This window comes from Aeromonas sp. ASNIH8 (assembly GCF_002919855.1).
In the GTDB taxonomy this organism is placed as follows: domain Bacteria; phylum Pseudomonadota; class Gammaproteobacteria; order Enterobacterales; family Aeromonadaceae; genus Aeromonas; species Aeromonas caviae.
The window spans coordinates 49,750-66,159 of sequence record NZ_PQLN01000003.1 but is presented as its reverse complement, the minus strand read 5'-3'; the positions used below and the strand labels follow the sequence as shown (position 1 = coordinate 66,159).

Annotated in this window: 13 protein-coding genes; 5 read left to right on the top strand and 8 right to left on the bottom strand. The window is 64.9% G+C overall.

The window, feature by feature from the left end:
- The first annotated feature begins 11 nt into the window (after positions 1-11).
- Both C3418_RS01740 and C3418_RS01735 read left to right on the top strand, forming a co-directional pair.
- Complete coding sequence (locus C3418_RS01740) at positions 12-602, top strand: hypothetical protein (RefSeq protein WP_010674074.1); 591 nt, start codon at positions 12-14, stop codon at positions 600-602.
- A 276-nt stretch (positions 603-878) separates the two neighbouring features.
- Positions 879-1,094 (top strand): YdcH family protein, encoded by a 216-nt coding sequence (locus C3418_RS01735; protein ID WP_005313020.1) that lies wholly within the window; start codon positions 879-881, stop codon positions 1,092-1,094.
- 162 nt (positions 1,095-1,256) lie between these two features.
- On the opposite strand, the gene nifJ is transcribed toward C3418_RS01735, so the two are convergent.
- Entirely contained in the window at positions 1,257-4,832 is a 3,576-nt protein-coding gene (gene nifJ, locus C3418_RS01730; RefSeq protein WP_010674073.1) for a pyruvate:ferredoxin (flavodoxin) oxidoreductase, read from the bottom strand.
- Positions 4,829-6,475, bottom strand: a complete 1,647-nt coding sequence (locus tag C3418_RS01725; protein ID WP_010674072.1) for an NAD(P)-binding protein — start codon at positions 6,473-6,475, stop codon at positions 4,829-4,831. Before C3418_RS01725 ends, nifJ begins: the two co-directional genes overlap by 4 nt.
- Positions 6,476-6,825: 350 nt before the next feature.
- On the opposite strand from C3418_RS01725, the gene C3418_RS01720 reads away from it, so the two are divergent.
- Positions 6,826-8,628 carry an MOSC N-terminal beta barrel domain-containing protein gene (locus C3418_RS01720; protein WP_010674071.1) on the top strand — a complete coding sequence of 601 codons (1,803 nt, stop codon included), beginning with the start codon at positions 6,826-6,828 and terminating at the stop codon, positions 8,626-8,628.
- Positions 8,629-8,708: 80 nt separating this feature from the next.
- Here C3418_RS01720 and htpX read toward each other — a convergent pair whose 3' ends face one another.
- The 5 genes from htpX to bioB form a co-directional block, all read right to left on the bottom strand.
- Positions 8,709-9,581 carry a protease HtpX gene (gene htpX, locus C3418_RS01715; protein ID WP_010674070.1) on the bottom strand — a complete coding sequence of 291 codons (873 nt, stop codon included), beginning with the start codon at positions 9,579-9,581 and terminating at the stop codon, positions 8,709-8,711.
- 113 nt (positions 9,582-9,694) lie between these two features.
- Positions 9,695-10,375, bottom strand: a complete 681-nt coding sequence (bioD, locus tag C3418_RS01710; protein ID WP_010674069.1) for a dethiobiotin synthase — start codon at positions 10,373-10,375, stop codon at positions 9,695-9,697.
- A 108-nt stretch (positions 10,376-10,483) separates the two neighbouring features.
- Positions 10,484-11,287 carry a malonyl-ACP O-methyltransferase BioC gene (bioC, locus tag C3418_RS01705; RefSeq protein ID WP_010674068.1) on the bottom strand — a complete coding sequence of 268 codons (804 nt, stop codon included), beginning with the start codon at positions 11,285-11,287 and terminating at the stop codon, positions 10,484-10,486.
- Complete coding sequence (gene bioF / locus C3418_RS01700) at positions 11,277-12,473, bottom strand: 8-amino-7-oxononanoate synthase (protein ID WP_010674067.1); 1,197 nt, start codon at positions 12,471-12,473, stop codon at positions 11,277-11,279. Before bioF ends, bioC begins: the two co-directional genes overlap by 11 nt.
- Positions 12,470-13,558 (bottom strand): biotin synthase BioB, encoded by a 1,089-nt coding sequence (gene bioB / locus C3418_RS01695; RefSeq protein WP_010674066.1) that lies wholly within the window; start codon positions 13,556-13,558, stop codon positions 12,470-12,472. Before bioB ends, bioF begins: the two co-directional genes overlap by 4 nt.
- Before the next feature lie 193 nt (positions 13,559-13,751).
- Between bioB and bioA the strand changes: the two genes are divergently transcribed.
- Together bioA and C3418_RS01685 are read left to right on the top strand one after the other, a co-directional pair.
- Positions 13,752-15,026, top strand: coding sequence for an adenosylmethionine--8-amino-7-oxononanoate transaminase (bioA, locus tag C3418_RS01690; protein ID WP_010674065.1), 1,275 nt, complete (start codon positions 13,752-13,754; stop codon positions 15,024-15,026).
- A 135-nt stretch (positions 15,027-15,161) separates the two neighbouring features.
- Entirely contained in the window at positions 15,162-15,983 is an 822-nt protein-coding gene (locus C3418_RS01685; RefSeq protein ID WP_010674064.1) for a HAMP domain-containing protein, read from the top strand.
- On the opposite strand, the gene C3418_RS01680 is transcribed toward C3418_RS01685, so the two are convergent.
- Positions 15,971-16,273, bottom strand: coding sequence for a hypothetical protein (locus tag C3418_RS01680; protein ID WP_010674063.1), 303 nt, complete (start codon positions 16,271-16,273; stop codon positions 15,971-15,973). The genes C3418_RS01685 and C3418_RS01680 overlap by 13 nt on opposite strands.
- Positions 16,274-16,410 lie beyond the last annotated feature (137 nt).

Sequence of the window (16,410 nt, the reverse complement as noted above, 5' to 3'; positions counted from 1 at the left end):
GCGGAATCACCATGAAGAAAATCGGACTCTTGTTGACGGCCATCCTGCTCAGCCCGCTCGCCATGGCGCAAACCGCCCCGGCGACCCCCAAGGCGCAGGCTCCCCAGACCTGGTATGTGGCCCCCATCGTCATCGACGAGACCAGCGAAGCCCAGAAGGCCCTGACCAAGGAGTTCACGGCCCAGATGATCAAGACCATCAAGATCAACGAGTACCAGACCGGCAAGGCGGTGGGCAAGACCAAATCGCCCAAGTGGCTGATCCGCACCAAGCTGATGCCCGCCAGCACCGAGCCCCTGGTAGGCAAGAAGCACCCGCAGGGCCTCACCTACGGCAAAGGCATCCCCACCCAGGAGATCGTCGGCGAGCTCATCATGAACGGCACCCTGGTGGCCCACATCGGTCAGGGCTGGCGCGAACCCATCGTGCCGGGCACACCGGTGGCGGAGAAGATCTCCATCGCCAACTACCAGTACGCCATCGGCAACGAGGCCAAGGCGCCGGATCTGGAAGAGCTGGCGGCGCAGATCGGTTTCGAGGCAGGCAAGGTGATTGCCAGAGACGGCAAGCCCCTGCCCGAGAAGAAAAAGAAAAAAGAGTAAACGGCTCACCCGTTTCCAGTCAGGGGCCTCGCGCCCCTTTCTGTTGCCCGCCCCGTTGCAGACTCCCTCTCCCGAATGTGAACCGGATCCCGCTTCTTTCCTCTGCTTCCCCAGGGTCAGTAGGCAATCATCTTGTAATTCAAACAGTTAAAAATCACCCTTCTTATGCAGCAAATCCGTGGCCCCGAATTGGATCGGGATCACGTTTCTCCCCGGCAGTAAGGGGTACTTTGGTCTTGCAGGCACAATCAAACGACAACAAGGAGGCTTCATTACATGTTTCCGGAGTACAGAGATCTCATCTCGAAACTGAAGAGCAGTGATGTCCATTTCCAGAAGAAGTTTGACTTGCACAACGACCTGGATGCGGAGATCAGAAAGCTGGAGAAACACCACGCCAGCGACTACAGCTCCGAGGTGAAGGATCTGAAAAAACAGAAACTTAAACTGAAAGAGGAGATATACGACATCCTCAAACAACATCCACACTAGACGCCTCGACGAATACCTGGATAAGCAACTTATCCTGCCAGCCCGGCCCGACGCCGGGCTTTTTGTTGGCTGCTCACGAGGCGCGGTAACGGCCACTTCCCTTGGCACCGGAAAACGAAGCGGGCCAATGGCCCGCTTTGTCATACCTGTTTCACCCCATGATCACACCAGCGGATGGAAATGGCTGGCTTCGCGGGTGGCCATCTCCTCGTAGGTAGCCCACTTCTGCCACGCCACTTGTTGCGCCACCTGCATCAGCCGCTCGGCCTCCTGTGGATGGCTCTGGGCCAGCACCCGATAACGGGTCTCCTCCTGCCGGTATTCGGCGAGCGGGATGGAGGGTCGCAGGCTGTCGAGGCTGAAGGGGTTCTGCCCGGCGCTGCGCAGTACCGGGTTGTAGCGCATCAGCGGCCAGTGGCCCGAATTGACCGCACGCTTCTGTTGGGCCAATCCCTGCTCCATGTCGATGCCGTGGGCGATGCAGTGGCTGTAGGCGATGATCAGCGACGGGCCCGGATAGGCCTCCGCTTCCCGCAAGGCCTGCAGCGCCTGCTGCGGGTTGGCGCCAAAGGCGATGCGGGCAACATAGACGTTGCCGTAGGAGATGGCCTGCAACGCCACATCCTTCTTGGCCAGCGTCTTGCCTCCCGCCGCGAACTTGGCGACGGCGCCGAGCGGGGTCGATTTCGACATCTGGCCGCCGGTGTTGGAGTAGACCTCGGTATCCATCACCAGCACGTTCACATCGCGCCCGGAGGCGAGCACGTGATCGAGCCCCGCCGAGCCTATGTCATAGGCCCAGCCATCGCCGCCCACTATCCAGACCGAGCGGCGCACCAGCTGATCGATAAGCGAGAGCAGCTCGCGGGCCTTGCCGGATTTCACCTCTTCCAGCCGCTCCCGCACTTGCGCCACCCGGGTGCGCTGGGCGCGGATCTCCGACTCCAGCCGCTGCGGGGCACTGATCAGCGACTCGACCAGCTCTGCGCCCAGCTCCCCCTTCATCGCTTCGAGGGCGGCCACCGCCTGACCGTGGTGTTGGTCGGCGGTGAGACGAAAACCAAAGCCAAACTCGGCGTTGTCCTCGAACAATGAGTTGGACCAGGCGGGCCCCTTCCCTTCCGCGTTCTTGGCCCAGGGGGTGGTCGGCAGGTTGCCGCCATAGATGGACGAACACCCGGTGGCGTTGGCCACCAGCATGCGGTCACCAAACAGCTGGGTCAGCAGCTTGAGATAGGGCGTCTCGCCACAGCCGGCGCAGGCACCGGAGAACTCGAACAGGGGCTCCAGGAACTGGGCACCGCGCACGGTGGAGAAATCCACTCGCTCGCGGGCGGGCCAGGGCAGGCTCTCGAACCAGCGCAGCGCCTGCTTCTGGCCAGCAAGGTGCGGCGCCTTGTCCATCATGGCGATGGCGCGCTCGCCTTGATGGCGGGCATCCGCTCCAGCCCGCACCGGACAGGCCTGCACGCACTGGCCGCAGCCGGTGCAATCTTCCGAATAGAGCTGCAATGTGTAGCGGCTGTCGGGGAAGCCCTTGGCGGTGACAGGCACCGACTGTGCCGCCTCCGGGGCGGTTGCCAGCCAGTCCTGATGGTAGAACTTGGCCCGCAGCGCCCCATGGGGACAGACGAAGACGCAGTTGCCGCACTGGATGCAGAGTTCGGATTGCCAAATCGGGATCTCGCGGGCGATGTCCCGCTTCTCGAAGCGGCTGGTGGCGGTGGGGTAAGTGCCATCCACCGGCAGCATGGAGACGGGGATCAGATCGCCCCGCCCCGCCAGCATCGGGCCTGTGACCCGCTGGACAAACTCGCTGCCGCCGGGAGCCAGTGGCAGCGGATAGTCGCTGATCTGCTCCTCACCCGCCGGGATCGCCACCTGGTGCAGATGGGCCAGGGTGTCGTCCACCGCCGCGAAGTTGCGCGCGACCACCTCAGGCCCCTTGCGGGCATAACTCTTATCTATGCTCTCCTTGATAAGCGCAATGGCCTCGTCCCGCGGCAGCACCCCGGCCAGGGCGAAGAAGCAGGTCTGCATGATGGTGTTGATGCGATTGCCCATGCCGTTTTGCTCGGCCACCCGATCCCCGTCGATGCAGTAGAGCCGGATATGGAGGGCGCGGATGCGGGCGCGCAGCCGCTCGGGCAGCTGGTCCCACACCCGGTCAGCCTCATAAGGGGCATTAAGCAGCAGGGTCGCCCCCTCGGCGGCGTGCTCCAGCAGATCCACCGATTCCACAAAGCCCCACTGGTGGCAGCCGATAAAGCTCGCTTGCTCGATAAGCCAGGGGGCGTCTATGGGCTCGGGGCCAAAGCGCAGGTGGGAGACGGTACGCGAGCCCGACTTCTTGGAGTCGTAGACGAAGTAGCCCTGGGCGTGGAAGCCCTCCAGCTCGCCGATGATCTTGATGCTGCTCTTGTTGGCGCCCACTGTGCCGTCGGCACCCAGGCCAAAGAAGAGTGCCCGCACCCGGCTGGCAGGCTCCAGATCGCCGATGGGGTGCCAGGCCAGACTGAGGCCCGACACATCATCGACAATCCCCACGGTAAAGCGCGGACGCGGCGCGTCGGAGGCCAGCTCCTCGAACACGGCCGCGCACATGGCGGGGGTGAACTCTTTGGAAGAGAGGCCGTAGCGACCACCGCTCAGCCAGGGCAACCGCTTGATAAGGCCGCGCTGCAAACCGTCGATCAGCGCGCTCTGCACATCCAGCAGCAGCGGCTCGCCACCGGCCCCCGGCTCCTTTGTGCGATCCAGCACCGCCATGCGGCGAACGCTCGCGGGCAGGGCATCGAGCAGCGCCTGCACCGGGAAGGGGCGATAGAGGCGCACCACCAAGACCCCGGTCTTGCGATCCTGCCGGTTGAGCCAATCCACCGTCGTGCGGGCGGTGGCCGCCCCCGAGCCCATCAGCACGATGACATCGGTGGCATCGGTTGCGCCGTGGTACTCCACCAGCCGGTAGTGGCGGCCGGTCAGCTCGCCGAGGCTCTCCATGCACTGCTGCACCCGCGCCGGCACCGCCTCGTAGAAGGGGTTGACGCTCTCGCGGGTCTGGAAATAGGTGTCCGGGTTCTGGGCGGTGCCACGCATCACCGGATGATCCGGGTTGAGCGCCCGCGCACGGTGGGCGCGCACCCAGTCGTTGTCGATAAGGGCCCGGATCTCATCCCGATGCAGCGCGGTGATCTTGTTCACCTCGTGGGAGGTACGGAACCCGTCGAAGAAGTGGATGAAGGGCACCCGGCATTGCAGGGTGACGCTGTGGGCGACCAAAGCCAGGTCCTGCGCCTCCTGCACCGAGCCGGAGGCGAGCATGGCAAAGCCGGTGCTGCGCGCCGCCATCACGTCCTGATGGTCGCCAAAAATCGAGAGCCCCTGCGCCGCCAAGGATCGGGCCGCCACATGGAACACCGCCGAGGTCAATTCGCCTGCGATCTTGTACATGTTGGGCAGCATCAGCATCAGCCCCTGACTGGCGGTGAAGGTGGTGGCGAGCGCCCCCGCCTGCAGGGCGCCGTGCACCGTGCCGGCCGCCCCCCCTTCGCTCTGCATCTCTACCACGGTGGGGATGTTGCCCCAGAGGTTGGTCTGCCCCTGTGCCGCCCAGGCGTCGGCCAGTTCGGCCATGGTCGAGCTCGGGGTGATGGGATAGATGGCACACACTTCGCTCAGCTGGTACGCCACCCGGGCCGCGGCTTCGTTGCCGTCAACCATGATCAGTTCATGTTTCATTGGGACTCCTCCGGTTGGCACAGCTCGATGGCGTGGCAGGGGCACTGGTCATGGCAGGCACCACAGCCGGTGCAGCGTTCGGCATCCACCTGATACCCCAGACCCGGCCCCAGCTTGGCGATGGCCTGCTCTGGGCAGCTGCCATAGCAGCCGTCGCACTCGAAGCAGTTGCCGCAGGAGTAGCAGCGCGCCGCCTCGTAGCGGGCCGCCGTCTCGTCCAGTCCGCCGATGATCTCGCCAAAGTCATCCCGCGCCGAGGGCGGTTTGACCGGCTGGCTGCTGGCCGGGGCGTGGGTCTGGAACCAGAGCTGCAACTGCTCCGGCCCCACCAATGAATAGGAAAGCGGTTTGTGGTAGTGGCGACCGCGCAGCCAGGCATCCATGTGGCGCGCCGCCTTCTTGCCGTGGCCGGTGGCGATGGTGACGGTGCGCTCGGAGGGCACCATGTCGCCACCGGCAAACAGACCCGGCACATCCGTCATCAGGTTCTCGCCAACCTGCACCACCCCCTCCTTGTTGACCCGCACGCCGGGAATGCTCTCCAGCACAGAGAGGTCGACCTCCTGACCGAGCGCCAGAATAAGGGAGTCCGCTTCCAGGGTTTCAAACTTGCCGGTGGGCACCGGCTTGCCCTCAGCATCCAGCGCCATCACCTCCACCTCGATGTTGGTACTGTCGAGCTGGCGGATGGTGCGCAGCCAGTTGATCTTGATCCCCTCCTCCTCGGCATCAAAGGCTTCAAAGGCGTGGGCCGGCATATGGTCCCGGTCGCGGCGGTAGATGATCATCGCCTCCTCGACCCCGAGGCGACGAGCGGTACGGGCCGCGTCCATGGCGGTGTTGCCACCGCCGTAGATGGCCACCCGCCGTCCCAGTTTTGGCGGCGGCAAGCCTTTCTCCTCCGCCAGACTCGCCTGTTCGAGGAAACTCACCGCATCGAGGATCTTGCCCGCTTCCCGGGCCGGAATATCGACCCGCTTGGCCAGATGGGCGCCGATGGCCATGAAGACGGCGTCAAAGCCACCCTCGTCGCGCACTTTGAGCACGTCTTCCACCTTGTGGTTGAGAGTCAGCGTCACCCCGGCCGCCACGATGCGGGCCACCTCCCGATCCAGCACATCGCGGGGCAGGCGGTAAGCGGGAATACCGAAGCGCAGCATGCCGCCGGCGAGCGGGCCCGCTTCGCGGATCTCCACCTGATGGCCGAGCCGGTTGAGGTGCCAGGCGCAGGAGAGGCCGGAGGGACCGGCGCCAATGACCAGCACCTTCTTGCCGCTAGCAGGGGCAGGCGGCGCAGGCTGCCAGCCACGGGCCAGCGCCTCGTCGCCGAGGAAGCGCTCGATGGCGTGAATGGAGACGGCATCATCCACCTGGGCACGGTTGCAGGCCGTTTCGCAGGGGTGATAACAGACCCGCCCGTGGACTGCAGGCAGGGGATTTTCTTCGATCAGTCGTTGCCAGGCCGCCTCAAAGCGGCCTGCTTCGGCCAGTGCAAGCCAGGCCTGGATGTTCTCGCCAGCCGGGCAGGCATGGTTGCAAGGTGGCAGGGCCGGCCGCCAAACGGGCAGCCGGGTGCGGACCGGGCCTGTTTCCGTTTTCTGGGAGAGATCCGGCTGTGGGGTCATATCCAGTTGTTTGCTCATACATTGCTTTCTTCTTTTTGTGTGACAGGCCCCATCCGAATGCGCTTGATACCGTTTTGCCTGGGCAGACGGTGGCCGGAGAGGGAAGAAGCGAAAGCGTCAGAAACTGGAAGCTGGCCCGATGATGGGCCGTTTTTTGTACGACATGGTGGATCAGGATCAATAAATGTTGCGCTTTATGGGTCGCCCCCTTCACAACCGGATCCCCGTCACACCCCGCAGCCATTCGGGCCTGTCGCCCGAGCCCCCTCGCCGCCCTCGATGTGGGCAGCAGGAGAAGATTGCCGCCCGGGACAGGAATCGTTATCTTCCCCTCTTCACAGGAATCGCCACAGCACAAGGACCAGGACATGCCGACCCTCGCCAGCATACATCTCTACCCCATCAAATCGACGGCAGGCATGCCGCTGGAGCGCGTCCGGGTGACCCAGGAGGGACTTGCCGGGGATCGCCGCTACATGGTGGTCAAACCGGATGGCACCTTTATCACCGCCCGCACCCATCCCCAGTTGCAGCAGGTGGTGGCCACCCCCGTCGAGGGGGGGCTGCAACTGCGCTATCCGGGTCTGCCCCCCCTTGCCCTCATGGAGGCGGCGTTCAGTCGCGCCCCTCAGCACACCGGTGTCTGGGGGGATCGCTTTACCGCCCTGCACACCGGGCCCGAAGCCGATGAGTGGCTGAGCCGGGTGGCGAGGGAGCCGGTGCGCCTGCTCTGGCTCGGGGAGGCATCCGATCGTTTTCGGGAGAAGACCGGCACCCGGGTGAGCTTTGCGGACGGCTACCCCTTGCTGCTCATCAGCCAGGCTTCCCTTGAGGATCTCAACCTGAGATCCGATGCCTTGCACCAGATGAGCCAATTTCGTACCAACCTGGTGGCGAGCGGCACCCGCCCCTTTGAAGAGGATGGCTGGAAGCGGATCCGCATCGGCGAGGTGGAGTTTCGGGTGGACAAGCCGTGCAGCCGCTGCATCATGACCACGGTGGAGGCAGGCACGGAGCGCTTCAATGCCCTGAAAGAGCCGCTGGCCACCCTCACCCACTACCGCCGTGGCGAAGATGGTGAGGTCTACTTCGGCCAGAATCTGGTGGCCCTGAACGAGGGCTGGATTGACGCAGGCAGCGAGATCGAGGTGCTGGAGCGGGCCCGGGCGCCGGTCTACCCCAACGCGGCCCCGAAAAAGCGGGAGCTGGTGTGCGTCGCCCGGGAACCCCTGGCCCGGGATCTGGAAACCTTCTGGTTCGAGGCCGCCGACGGCGAGCCCCTGCCCGACTACCTGCCTGGCCAGCACCTGCCCATCAGCCTCGATATCAAAAGCACACGGGTTCAACGCCGCTACACCCTGAGCTCCACGCCGGAGCGGCCCGAGCGTTACAGCATCAGCGTCAAGAAGCTGGCCGATGGCCGCCTCTCCCCCTGGCTGCACCATGAGCTGCGCGTGGGCGATCACCTGCTGGCCGCCCCCCCGGCCGGCGAGTTTCACTTAGGGTCCGAGCGCAGGCTGCTGCTGCTCTCGGCGGGATCCGGTGTCACCCCCATGCTCTCCATTGCCCGCACTCTGGCACTACGGGGGGAACTCGATGACGTCCACTTCATGCACCTGTGTCGCAGCGAGGCAGACATTCCTGCCGCCAGCGAGCTGCACGCCATGGCGCAGCAGGGAATGACCCTCACCCTGATCCTGAGCCAGCCTGACAAACACTGGCAGGGGCTCAGCGGCCGTCTGAATGACGATCATCTGGGCCGGATCCGGGATTTGCAGGAGCGGGAGGTGTTCATCTGCGGCCCTCACGGCTTCATGGCCGATGCAGCCAACCGGCTGACCGCTCTCGGCGTACCGGCCGGGCGCATCCGCCAGGAGAGCTTTGGCGGGGCCCTGCTCTCGGTAGCCCGCCCCCATCAGGCGGTGCAACTGCGTATCGGCGAGCGGGAGTTTGCGGGCAACAACCAGGGCACCGTGCTGGATCAGGCCAACAAGCAGGGGGTAGAGCTGCCCTGGAGCTGCCGTGCCGGCATCTGCGGCAGTTGCAAGCAGACCCTGGTCTCGGGCGAGGTGGATCACCCCGATGCCCCCGCCATCAGCGCCGCCGAGCGGGCCGAGGGCAAGATCCTCACCTGCTGCGCCGTGCCCCTGACGGATCTGGTGATCAAATAGGGTGATCGGGGGACAAAACCCCGTCCCCGGAATGCAAAACGGCTGCCCGAGGGCAGCCGTTTTATTTAGATGACTGGCTATCAGCCACGCAGGGCGGCGATGCGCTGCTCGATGGGCGGGTGGCTCATGAACAGCTCGCTCATGGAGCGCTTGCCGTTGATGCCGAACGCCATCATGGAACCCTCCATCTGCGGCTCGGCACCGCGGGCGAGACGCTGGAGCGCGGCAATCATCTTGTCGCGGCCGGCCAGCTTGGCGGCACCGGCGTCGGCACGGAACTCGCGCTGACGGCTGAACCACATGACGATGATGGAGGCGAGCACGCCGAACACCATCTCCAGCACGAACACGGTGATCATGTAGGCGAAACCGCCGGTGCTGCTGCTCTCTTCCTCGTTGTTGGAGCTGAAGAAGTTGCTGATGACGCCGGCCACGATGCGGGCGAAGAACATCACGAAGGTGTTCACCACCCCCTGGATCAGGGTCAGGGTCACCATGTCGCCGTTGGCCACGTGGCTCACCTCGTGGGCCAGCACGGCTTCCGCCTCGTCGCGGCTCATGCTGTAGAGCAGACCGGAGGAGACGGCGACGAGGGAGTCGTCACGGCGGGCGCCGGTGGCAAAGGCGTTCATCTCGGGGGAGTCGTAGATCCCCACTTCCGGCATCTTGATGCCAGCCTCACGGGCCTGACGGGCAACAGTGCTCACCAGCCAGTGCTCGGTCTCGTTGCGGGGCTGCTCGATGACCTGGACGCCATAGCTACGCTTGGCCATCCACTTGGACATCAGCAAGGAGATAAAGGAACCCCCAAAACCGAACACGGCGCAGAACACCAACAGACCGGAAATGCTGGACTTGTTGATCCCCAGAACCGAGAACAGGATATTGAGTACCACCCCCAGCACCAGCATGACGGCCAGGTTGGTCACCAGGAATAGCATAATTCGCTTCATATTGACTCCTTGTGAGATATGGATGCATGGTTCGGGGCACCCCAGGGGCGACCGATGCCACACTTGCCCCAAATAATAGACAGACTCGATGAATGTTTGCTGAATGTCTGGCCTCAGAGCAAGGGCGACACATCGAGACAGTGGTGCAAATCCACCTCATTCACCGCGTCCACGAAGGGGAGCTCCCCCAGAAATGGGGCCGGCAACATGGCTTTCAAGGTGTCCAGGTTCTCCTCGTAGCGGCTCATGTGCGGATCCACCCGGTTGATGACCCAGCCCGCCAGGGTCAACCCCTGCTGGCGAATTGCGCTGACGGTGAGCAGGGCATGGTTGAGGCAGCCCAGCCTGGCCCCCACCACCAGGATCACCGGCAGCCGCTCCTGGGCGACCCACTCCGAGAGCAGACGCTGATGATCCAGCGGCAGGAACCAGCCCCCCGCCCCTTCGACAATGACGAGATCGGCCCCAGCTCCCTCAATCTCCCGCAAGCCGGCGGACAGCCCCTCGAAGGGGATGCTCACCCCCCGCTCACGGGCGGCGATATGGGGGGCGATGGGCGGCTCGAAGGCATAGGGATTGACCTGCTCGTAGGGCAGCGCAACCGTGGCCGCCTGCTGCAACAGCAAGGCATCCCGATTGCGAAGCCCCTCCGGGGTGCGGGTGCAGCCCGCCGACACCGGTTTGTACCCGGCGCAGCGAATGCCTCTGGCGCCAAGCGCCAGCAACAGGGTGCGGGCCACCAGGGTCTTGCCCACGTCGGTGTCCGTGCCCGTGATGAAATAGGATGTCCCCATGATGATTCCTCGATGCAGTGCAGGGGCGCAGAGGCGCCCCGATATCCATGGTGAAAGGCAGGCGCGCGTCCTGCCGCTGAAGGGGTGGGTGCGTCGGGTCTTTTTGTGTCAGCGCCGCACCAGGCGCCCGAGGCAGACCTCATAGCTGGCGGCCAGCAGGCCGTCCGGTTGACGGTGGCGCTCGTAGGCCTCCCCCAGTCGCACCAGGCGCTGGCGATGACCCAGGCCCGCAGACCGCTCGTCGTTGACCTGGCTCGCACCTATCCCCTTGAGGTCGCGCAGCAGTCCACTGAGCGCCGGGTAGGCGAGGGACCAGGTCAGCGGGCAGAGTGCCGGGGCCTCGAAGCCCCCGTCACGGGCCGCCTGCTGCAACTGGGACAACGTCAGGAAGCGATTGACATGGTCACGACCATCCACGGCCCGCCAGGCCTCCCGCAGTTGCCACAGTGACCCAGAAAGCAGGGTCGAGAAGAAGACCTGGCCACCGGGTTTGAGCACCCGGTTGAGCTCAGCAAAGGCCTGGGCCGGCCGCTCGCACCACTGCAGGGCCAGGCTGGAGAAGACCCAGTCCAGGCTCTGGTCAGCAAAGGGCAGCCCCTCCGCGTCGCCGCACACCAGGCGGGCTCCGCTGCCGCGAAGGGCCGCCTGGGCCAGCATGCCGGGCGCGAGATCCAGCCCGGTCAGCGTCTCGCAGCGCGGCGCCAGGGCAGGCAGGAAGAAACCGGTGCCGCAACCCAGATCCAGCCCGGCCCCTGAGCGCACCTCTTTCACGCCCCACTCGTCCATGCGCGCCAGCAGCGACTGCCCCACCTCCTGCTGGAAGCGGGCGTGGGCGTCGTAGTGGCGGGCCGCCGCCCCGAAGCGGCGGGCGAGCTGTGCCTTGTCCACCGACTGGAAACGCTCATGCACCATGGGCGCCCCCTCTCTCGTCAGTGGATGGGCTGGGCCCCAGGGCCTCGAGCAGGCGATCCACGTCATCTTCGCCATGGGCAGCGCACAGGGTGATGCGAAGGCGCGCCGTGCCGACCGGCACCGTGGGCGGGCGGATGGCGCCGGCCCAGACACCGCACTCCCGCAGGCGCTCGGCCAGTTGCAGGGCAGCGACGCTCTCCCCCACCAGCAACGGCTGGATGGGGGTATCGCTTGCCCCAAGCCGCCAGCCGAGCGCCTGCACCCCCTGCCGGAACCGGGCGACAAGGCGAGCCAGGTGGGCACGGGCCTCGTCGGCTACGCATACCAGCTCGATGCTCTGGCGCACGGCGCACGCCTGGGCGGGGGGCATATGGGTGCTGTAGACATAGTGGCGGGCAAAATTGACCAGGTACTCCACCAGCTCGCGACTGCCACCCACAAAGGCGCCGGCCACCCCGAGCGCCTTGCCGAAGGTCCCCATCTGGATGTGCACGCTGGCCGGGTTCACCCCCTGGGCTGCCAGGGTGCCGCGCCCCTCGGCACCCAGCACGCCGAGGCCGTGGGCATCGTCAATCATCAGCCAGTTGCCGCTTCGGGATGCGAGTGTGGCCAGCTCAGCCCAGGGGGCCTGATCCCCGTCCATGCTGAAGACCCCTTCCGAGACGATCATGCCCCGGTTTGGCTCAAGCAGCCGCTCAAGGGCCGCCATGTCGTTGTGGCCGAAGCGCTTCATCTTGCAGGGGAGCTGGCTCCCCATCTCCTGCAAGGAGGCGTGGTTGAGCCTGTCCTGCCACAGCAGGTGATCCTTGCCGAGCAGGGCCTTGAGCACCGCCTGATTGGCGGAGAAGCCGCAGTTGAACAGCAGCACCGCCTCCACGCCGAGCCAGTCGGCAAGCGTCTCTTCCAGCTCCTGGTGAGCGCGGCTGTAGCCGGTCACCAGGGGCGAGGCACCTGCCCCCGCGCCATATTGCGCCACCCCCGCCGTGAAGGCGGCCTTGATGGCGGGGTGACCCGCAAGGCCCAGGTAGTCGTTGCCAGAGACGTTGAGGTAATCACGCCCCCCGACCCGGATCCGCCCACCGCTCGCCACATCCACCGGGGTGCGTCGGCGCAGCAGGGTGGCCTGTTCACGCTCGGCCAGCGCCTCCCCCAGGGCAAAGGGGCCGGTAACAACGGGCGTCATCATGGACGGAGGACATCTGCGCGGGAACGGGTGGCATCGTAGAAGAGTTCGCTCGGCTCGCTCTGGCGGTTTACCTCGGCCAGCAGCTCCTCCTCTTGAACCTGATCCGGCTTCTGGGCCCGCTGGGCGGGGCGAATGCCAAGGCGCTTGAAGAGCTGCATGTCGCTGTTCTCGTCCGGATTGGGGGTGGTCAGCAGCTTGCAGCCGTAGAAGATGGAGTTGGCCCCGGCCATAAAGCACATGGCCTGCATCTGCTCGTTCATCTTCTCCCGTCCGGCGGAGAGGCGCACGTGGGAGGCCGGCATCATGATGCGCGCCACGGCGATGGTGCGGATAAATTCGAACGGGTCCAGGTTCTCCTGGTTCTCCAGGGGCGTCCCCTTCACCTTGACCAGCATGTTGATGGGCACGCTCTCCGGGTGGCGCGGCAGGTTGGCCAGCGCCATCAGGAGGCCCGCACGGTCTTTCGCCTGCTCTCCCATGCCGACGATGCCGCCGGAGCAGACCTTCATGCCGGCACCGCGCACATGCTCCAGGGTGTCGAGCCTGTCCTGATAGGTGCGGGTGGTGATGATGTCGCCGTAGAACTCCGGCGAGGTGTCGAGGTTGTGGTTGTAGTAATCGAGCCCCGCCGCCCCGAGACGCGCCGCCTGATCGGCGGTCAGCATCCCGAGCGTCATGCAGGTCTCCATGCCGAGCCCGCGCACCTCTTCAATCATGCGCAGGATGTAGGGCATGTCCTTCTCTTTCGGGTTGCGCCAGGCCGCCCCCATGCAGAAGCGGGACGAGCCGTTGGCCTTGGCCTCCCGGGCCCGCTCCAGCACTTTTTCCACCTCCATCAGCCGCTCGGTCTCGAGCCCGGTGTGGTAGCGAGCGCTCTGGGGACAATATTTGCAATCTTCCGGGCAGGCCCCGGTCTTGATGGAGAGCAGGGTGCTCACCTGCACCTCGTTCGGGTCGAAATGGGCGCGGTGCACCGTCTGGGCCTGGAACAGCAGATCGTTGAATGGCAGGGCAAAGAGATCCTGAACCTCGGACAGGGTCCAGTCGTGACGAAGGGCGTGGGCACCCGCGGTAAGAACATTCATACATGGCTTCCGGTTGTTATTGGTGGGATCCTGCGCCGCGCTCAAGAGAGCGTTCGCCGCAAGACCCGCCAGCTGGACAGCGCGACGCCAGGGCATTCGCGAAGCCAAGTGGCTGAAATTGTTGGCTAGTGTAGAGAGCACGCGTAGACTGTCAACACCGACCAGATCAAATTAATTGACAACAGAACACAAAATGACCAATCAAGAATTCGACCTGCACCACGTCTGGCACCCCTATACCTCCCTCACCCATCCCCTGCCCTGCTATGAAGTGGCCAGCGCCAAAGGGGTGACCCTCACCCTGACGGACGGGCGCGAGCTGGTGGATGGCATGAGCTCCTGGTGGGCCTGCGTTCACGGCTATCAGGTGCCGGAACTGGACGCGGCCGCCACCGCCCAGCTCGGCAAGATGTCCCACGTGATGTTTGGCGGCCTGACCCATGCCCCGGCGGTCGAGCTCTGCCGCAAACTGGTGGAGATCACCCCGAAGGGGCTGGATCGGGTCTTTCTGGCGGATTCCGGCTCGGTGGCGGTGGAGGTAGCCCTCAAGATGGCCCAGCAGTACTGGCATGCCAAAGGGACGCCCCGCGCCAAATTCGTTGCCCTTCGGGGCGGCTATCACGGCGACACCTTCGGCGCCATGAGCGTGTGCGATCCCGATGGCGGCATGCACGAGCTCTACCAGGGCTTCCTGCCCGAACACCATTTCGTCGAAGCGCCAAGCTGCCGCTTCCACGCCCAGTGGGACGAGCAGAGCGTGGTGGAGCTGGCCACCCTGGTGGCGGATCATCACGAGGAAATTGCCGCCATCGTGCTCGAACCCATCGTCCAGGGGGCGGGCGGCATGCGCTTCTACCACCCCCGCTACCTGCAGTGGGTGCGCGCCCTGTGCGACGAGTTTGGCGTGCTGCTGATTGCCGACGAGATAGCCACCGGCTTTGGCCGCACCGGCCAGCTCTTTGCCTGCGACTGGGCGGGGATCAGCCCCGACATCATGTGTCTGGGCAAGGCGCTCACCGGTGGCTATCTGACGCTGTCGGCCACGCTCACGACCGAGCATGTGGCTCGTACCGTGTGTGACGGCAAGGCGGGCGTCTTCATGCACGGCCCTACCTTCATGGGCAACCCGCTCGCCTGCGCGGTGGCCAACGCCTCCATCGAGTTGCTGCTCGCCTCCCCGTGGCAGGCGCGGGTGCAAGCCATCGAACACCAACTCAAAACCGAACTGGTGGAGCTGACCCTGCACCCGGCGGTGGCGGATGTGCGGGTGCTCGGCGCCATCGGGGTGGTGGAGATGAAGGAGCGGGTGGACGTGGCGCGCATCCAGCGCAAGTTCGTGGAGCTGGGCGCCTGGATCCGTCCCTTTGGCAAGCTCATCTACCTGATGCCTCCCTTCGTCATCACCCCTGAAGAGCTGCGGGTATTGACCGGCGCCATCCACGAGGCCATCACCATCGGCGAATATTGAGTCCGGATGAACGGGCCCTGCATGAGAACGCAGGGTCTTTTGACGCTTTTTCATCAGAATGTGAGCAAGACACCAAAACCCGTCCGGCGAGGAGAGTAGACTGCGCGGGTTTTACCCAACAGATGTACCAGTCCCATGCGCCTCTCCATTGCTGCCAAGATCAACTTCTTCCTGCTCTTCATCTTCTCCATGGTGTTGGTGTTTTCTGCGGCCTATCAGGCGGTGCGCGAGCGTGACCTCATCCTGACCCTCATCAAGGAACAGAGCCGCGAGCAGACCGAGGCCTACTTCGACGGCCTCAACATGCTGATGCTGACCGGCAAGATGGACGCCCGCGACACCCTGCGCGCCAAGTTTCTCGATCACGCCCACGTGGAAGATGCTCGCATCGTGCGCGGGGCGGCGGTCAACAAGCAGTACGGGCCGGGCCGTGACGACGAGGCCCCGAAGGACAGGTTTGATGCCCTGGCGCTGGCGGGCAAGGGGAGCCTGGAGGTAGAGCATGACGGCATGCACAGCCGACTGGTGGTGACCCGCCCGCTGCTGGCCAGAAAGGATTTTCGCGGTACCGACTGCACCAGTTGCCACCAGGTGCCGGAAAACACCGTGCTGGGGGCGGTGCGTTTTGACTACTCCCTCGACACCCTGTTTACCCGGGTGGAGCAGAACATCCTCACCTCGGCCCTGAGTCTCACCCTCATCTTCGGGCTGGGACTCCTGCTCACCCTCTGGGTCATCCGCACCTGGATAGTCCGCCCCCTCAACCAGCTGACCCGCTCCATGGAGGAGGCCACCGATCGCAACGACTTCGGCCACAGGCTAGAGGGGGATGAAGGGGACGAGATTGGCCGGGTGGCGCTCGCCTATAACCAGATGCTCGACAGCATGGAGCGCCAGATAGGCAAACGCCCCGCCTCTCAGGGGCTGGATGACGGCGACGGCCCTCAGCCCCGGTAGTAAAGCAGCAGGCAGGCCACCAGGATCAGCAGCAGGATGAAGAGATTGACGTGGCGGGCATCTTCCTGCCGACGGCTGCGGCCACGGGCCAGCACCAGCACCACCAGGGTCAGCAGACAGCAACCCCAGAGCCCGCGCTCCAGCCAGGGGGTGAGCAGGGGGTCCCAGCTCTGGCGCACCTTGACGCCCCCATAGACCAGAAAGCCGTAAGCCACCTCTGGCCGGGCGAAGTGATAGAGGGAGAGCAGGGCGACAAAGCCGCCCCAGCAGAGGATCACCAGCCCCTGCAACACCCGTATCCAGCCATCCGGCCCCCGCCTGCGCTCCTTCACCCTCACCCCCGTCCAGCCGCCATGATCCATGCACGATGCATGGGGAAATCCCCGCAAGGGTCCGACATTTTTGCTTGTTTATCAAACCTGCGCGG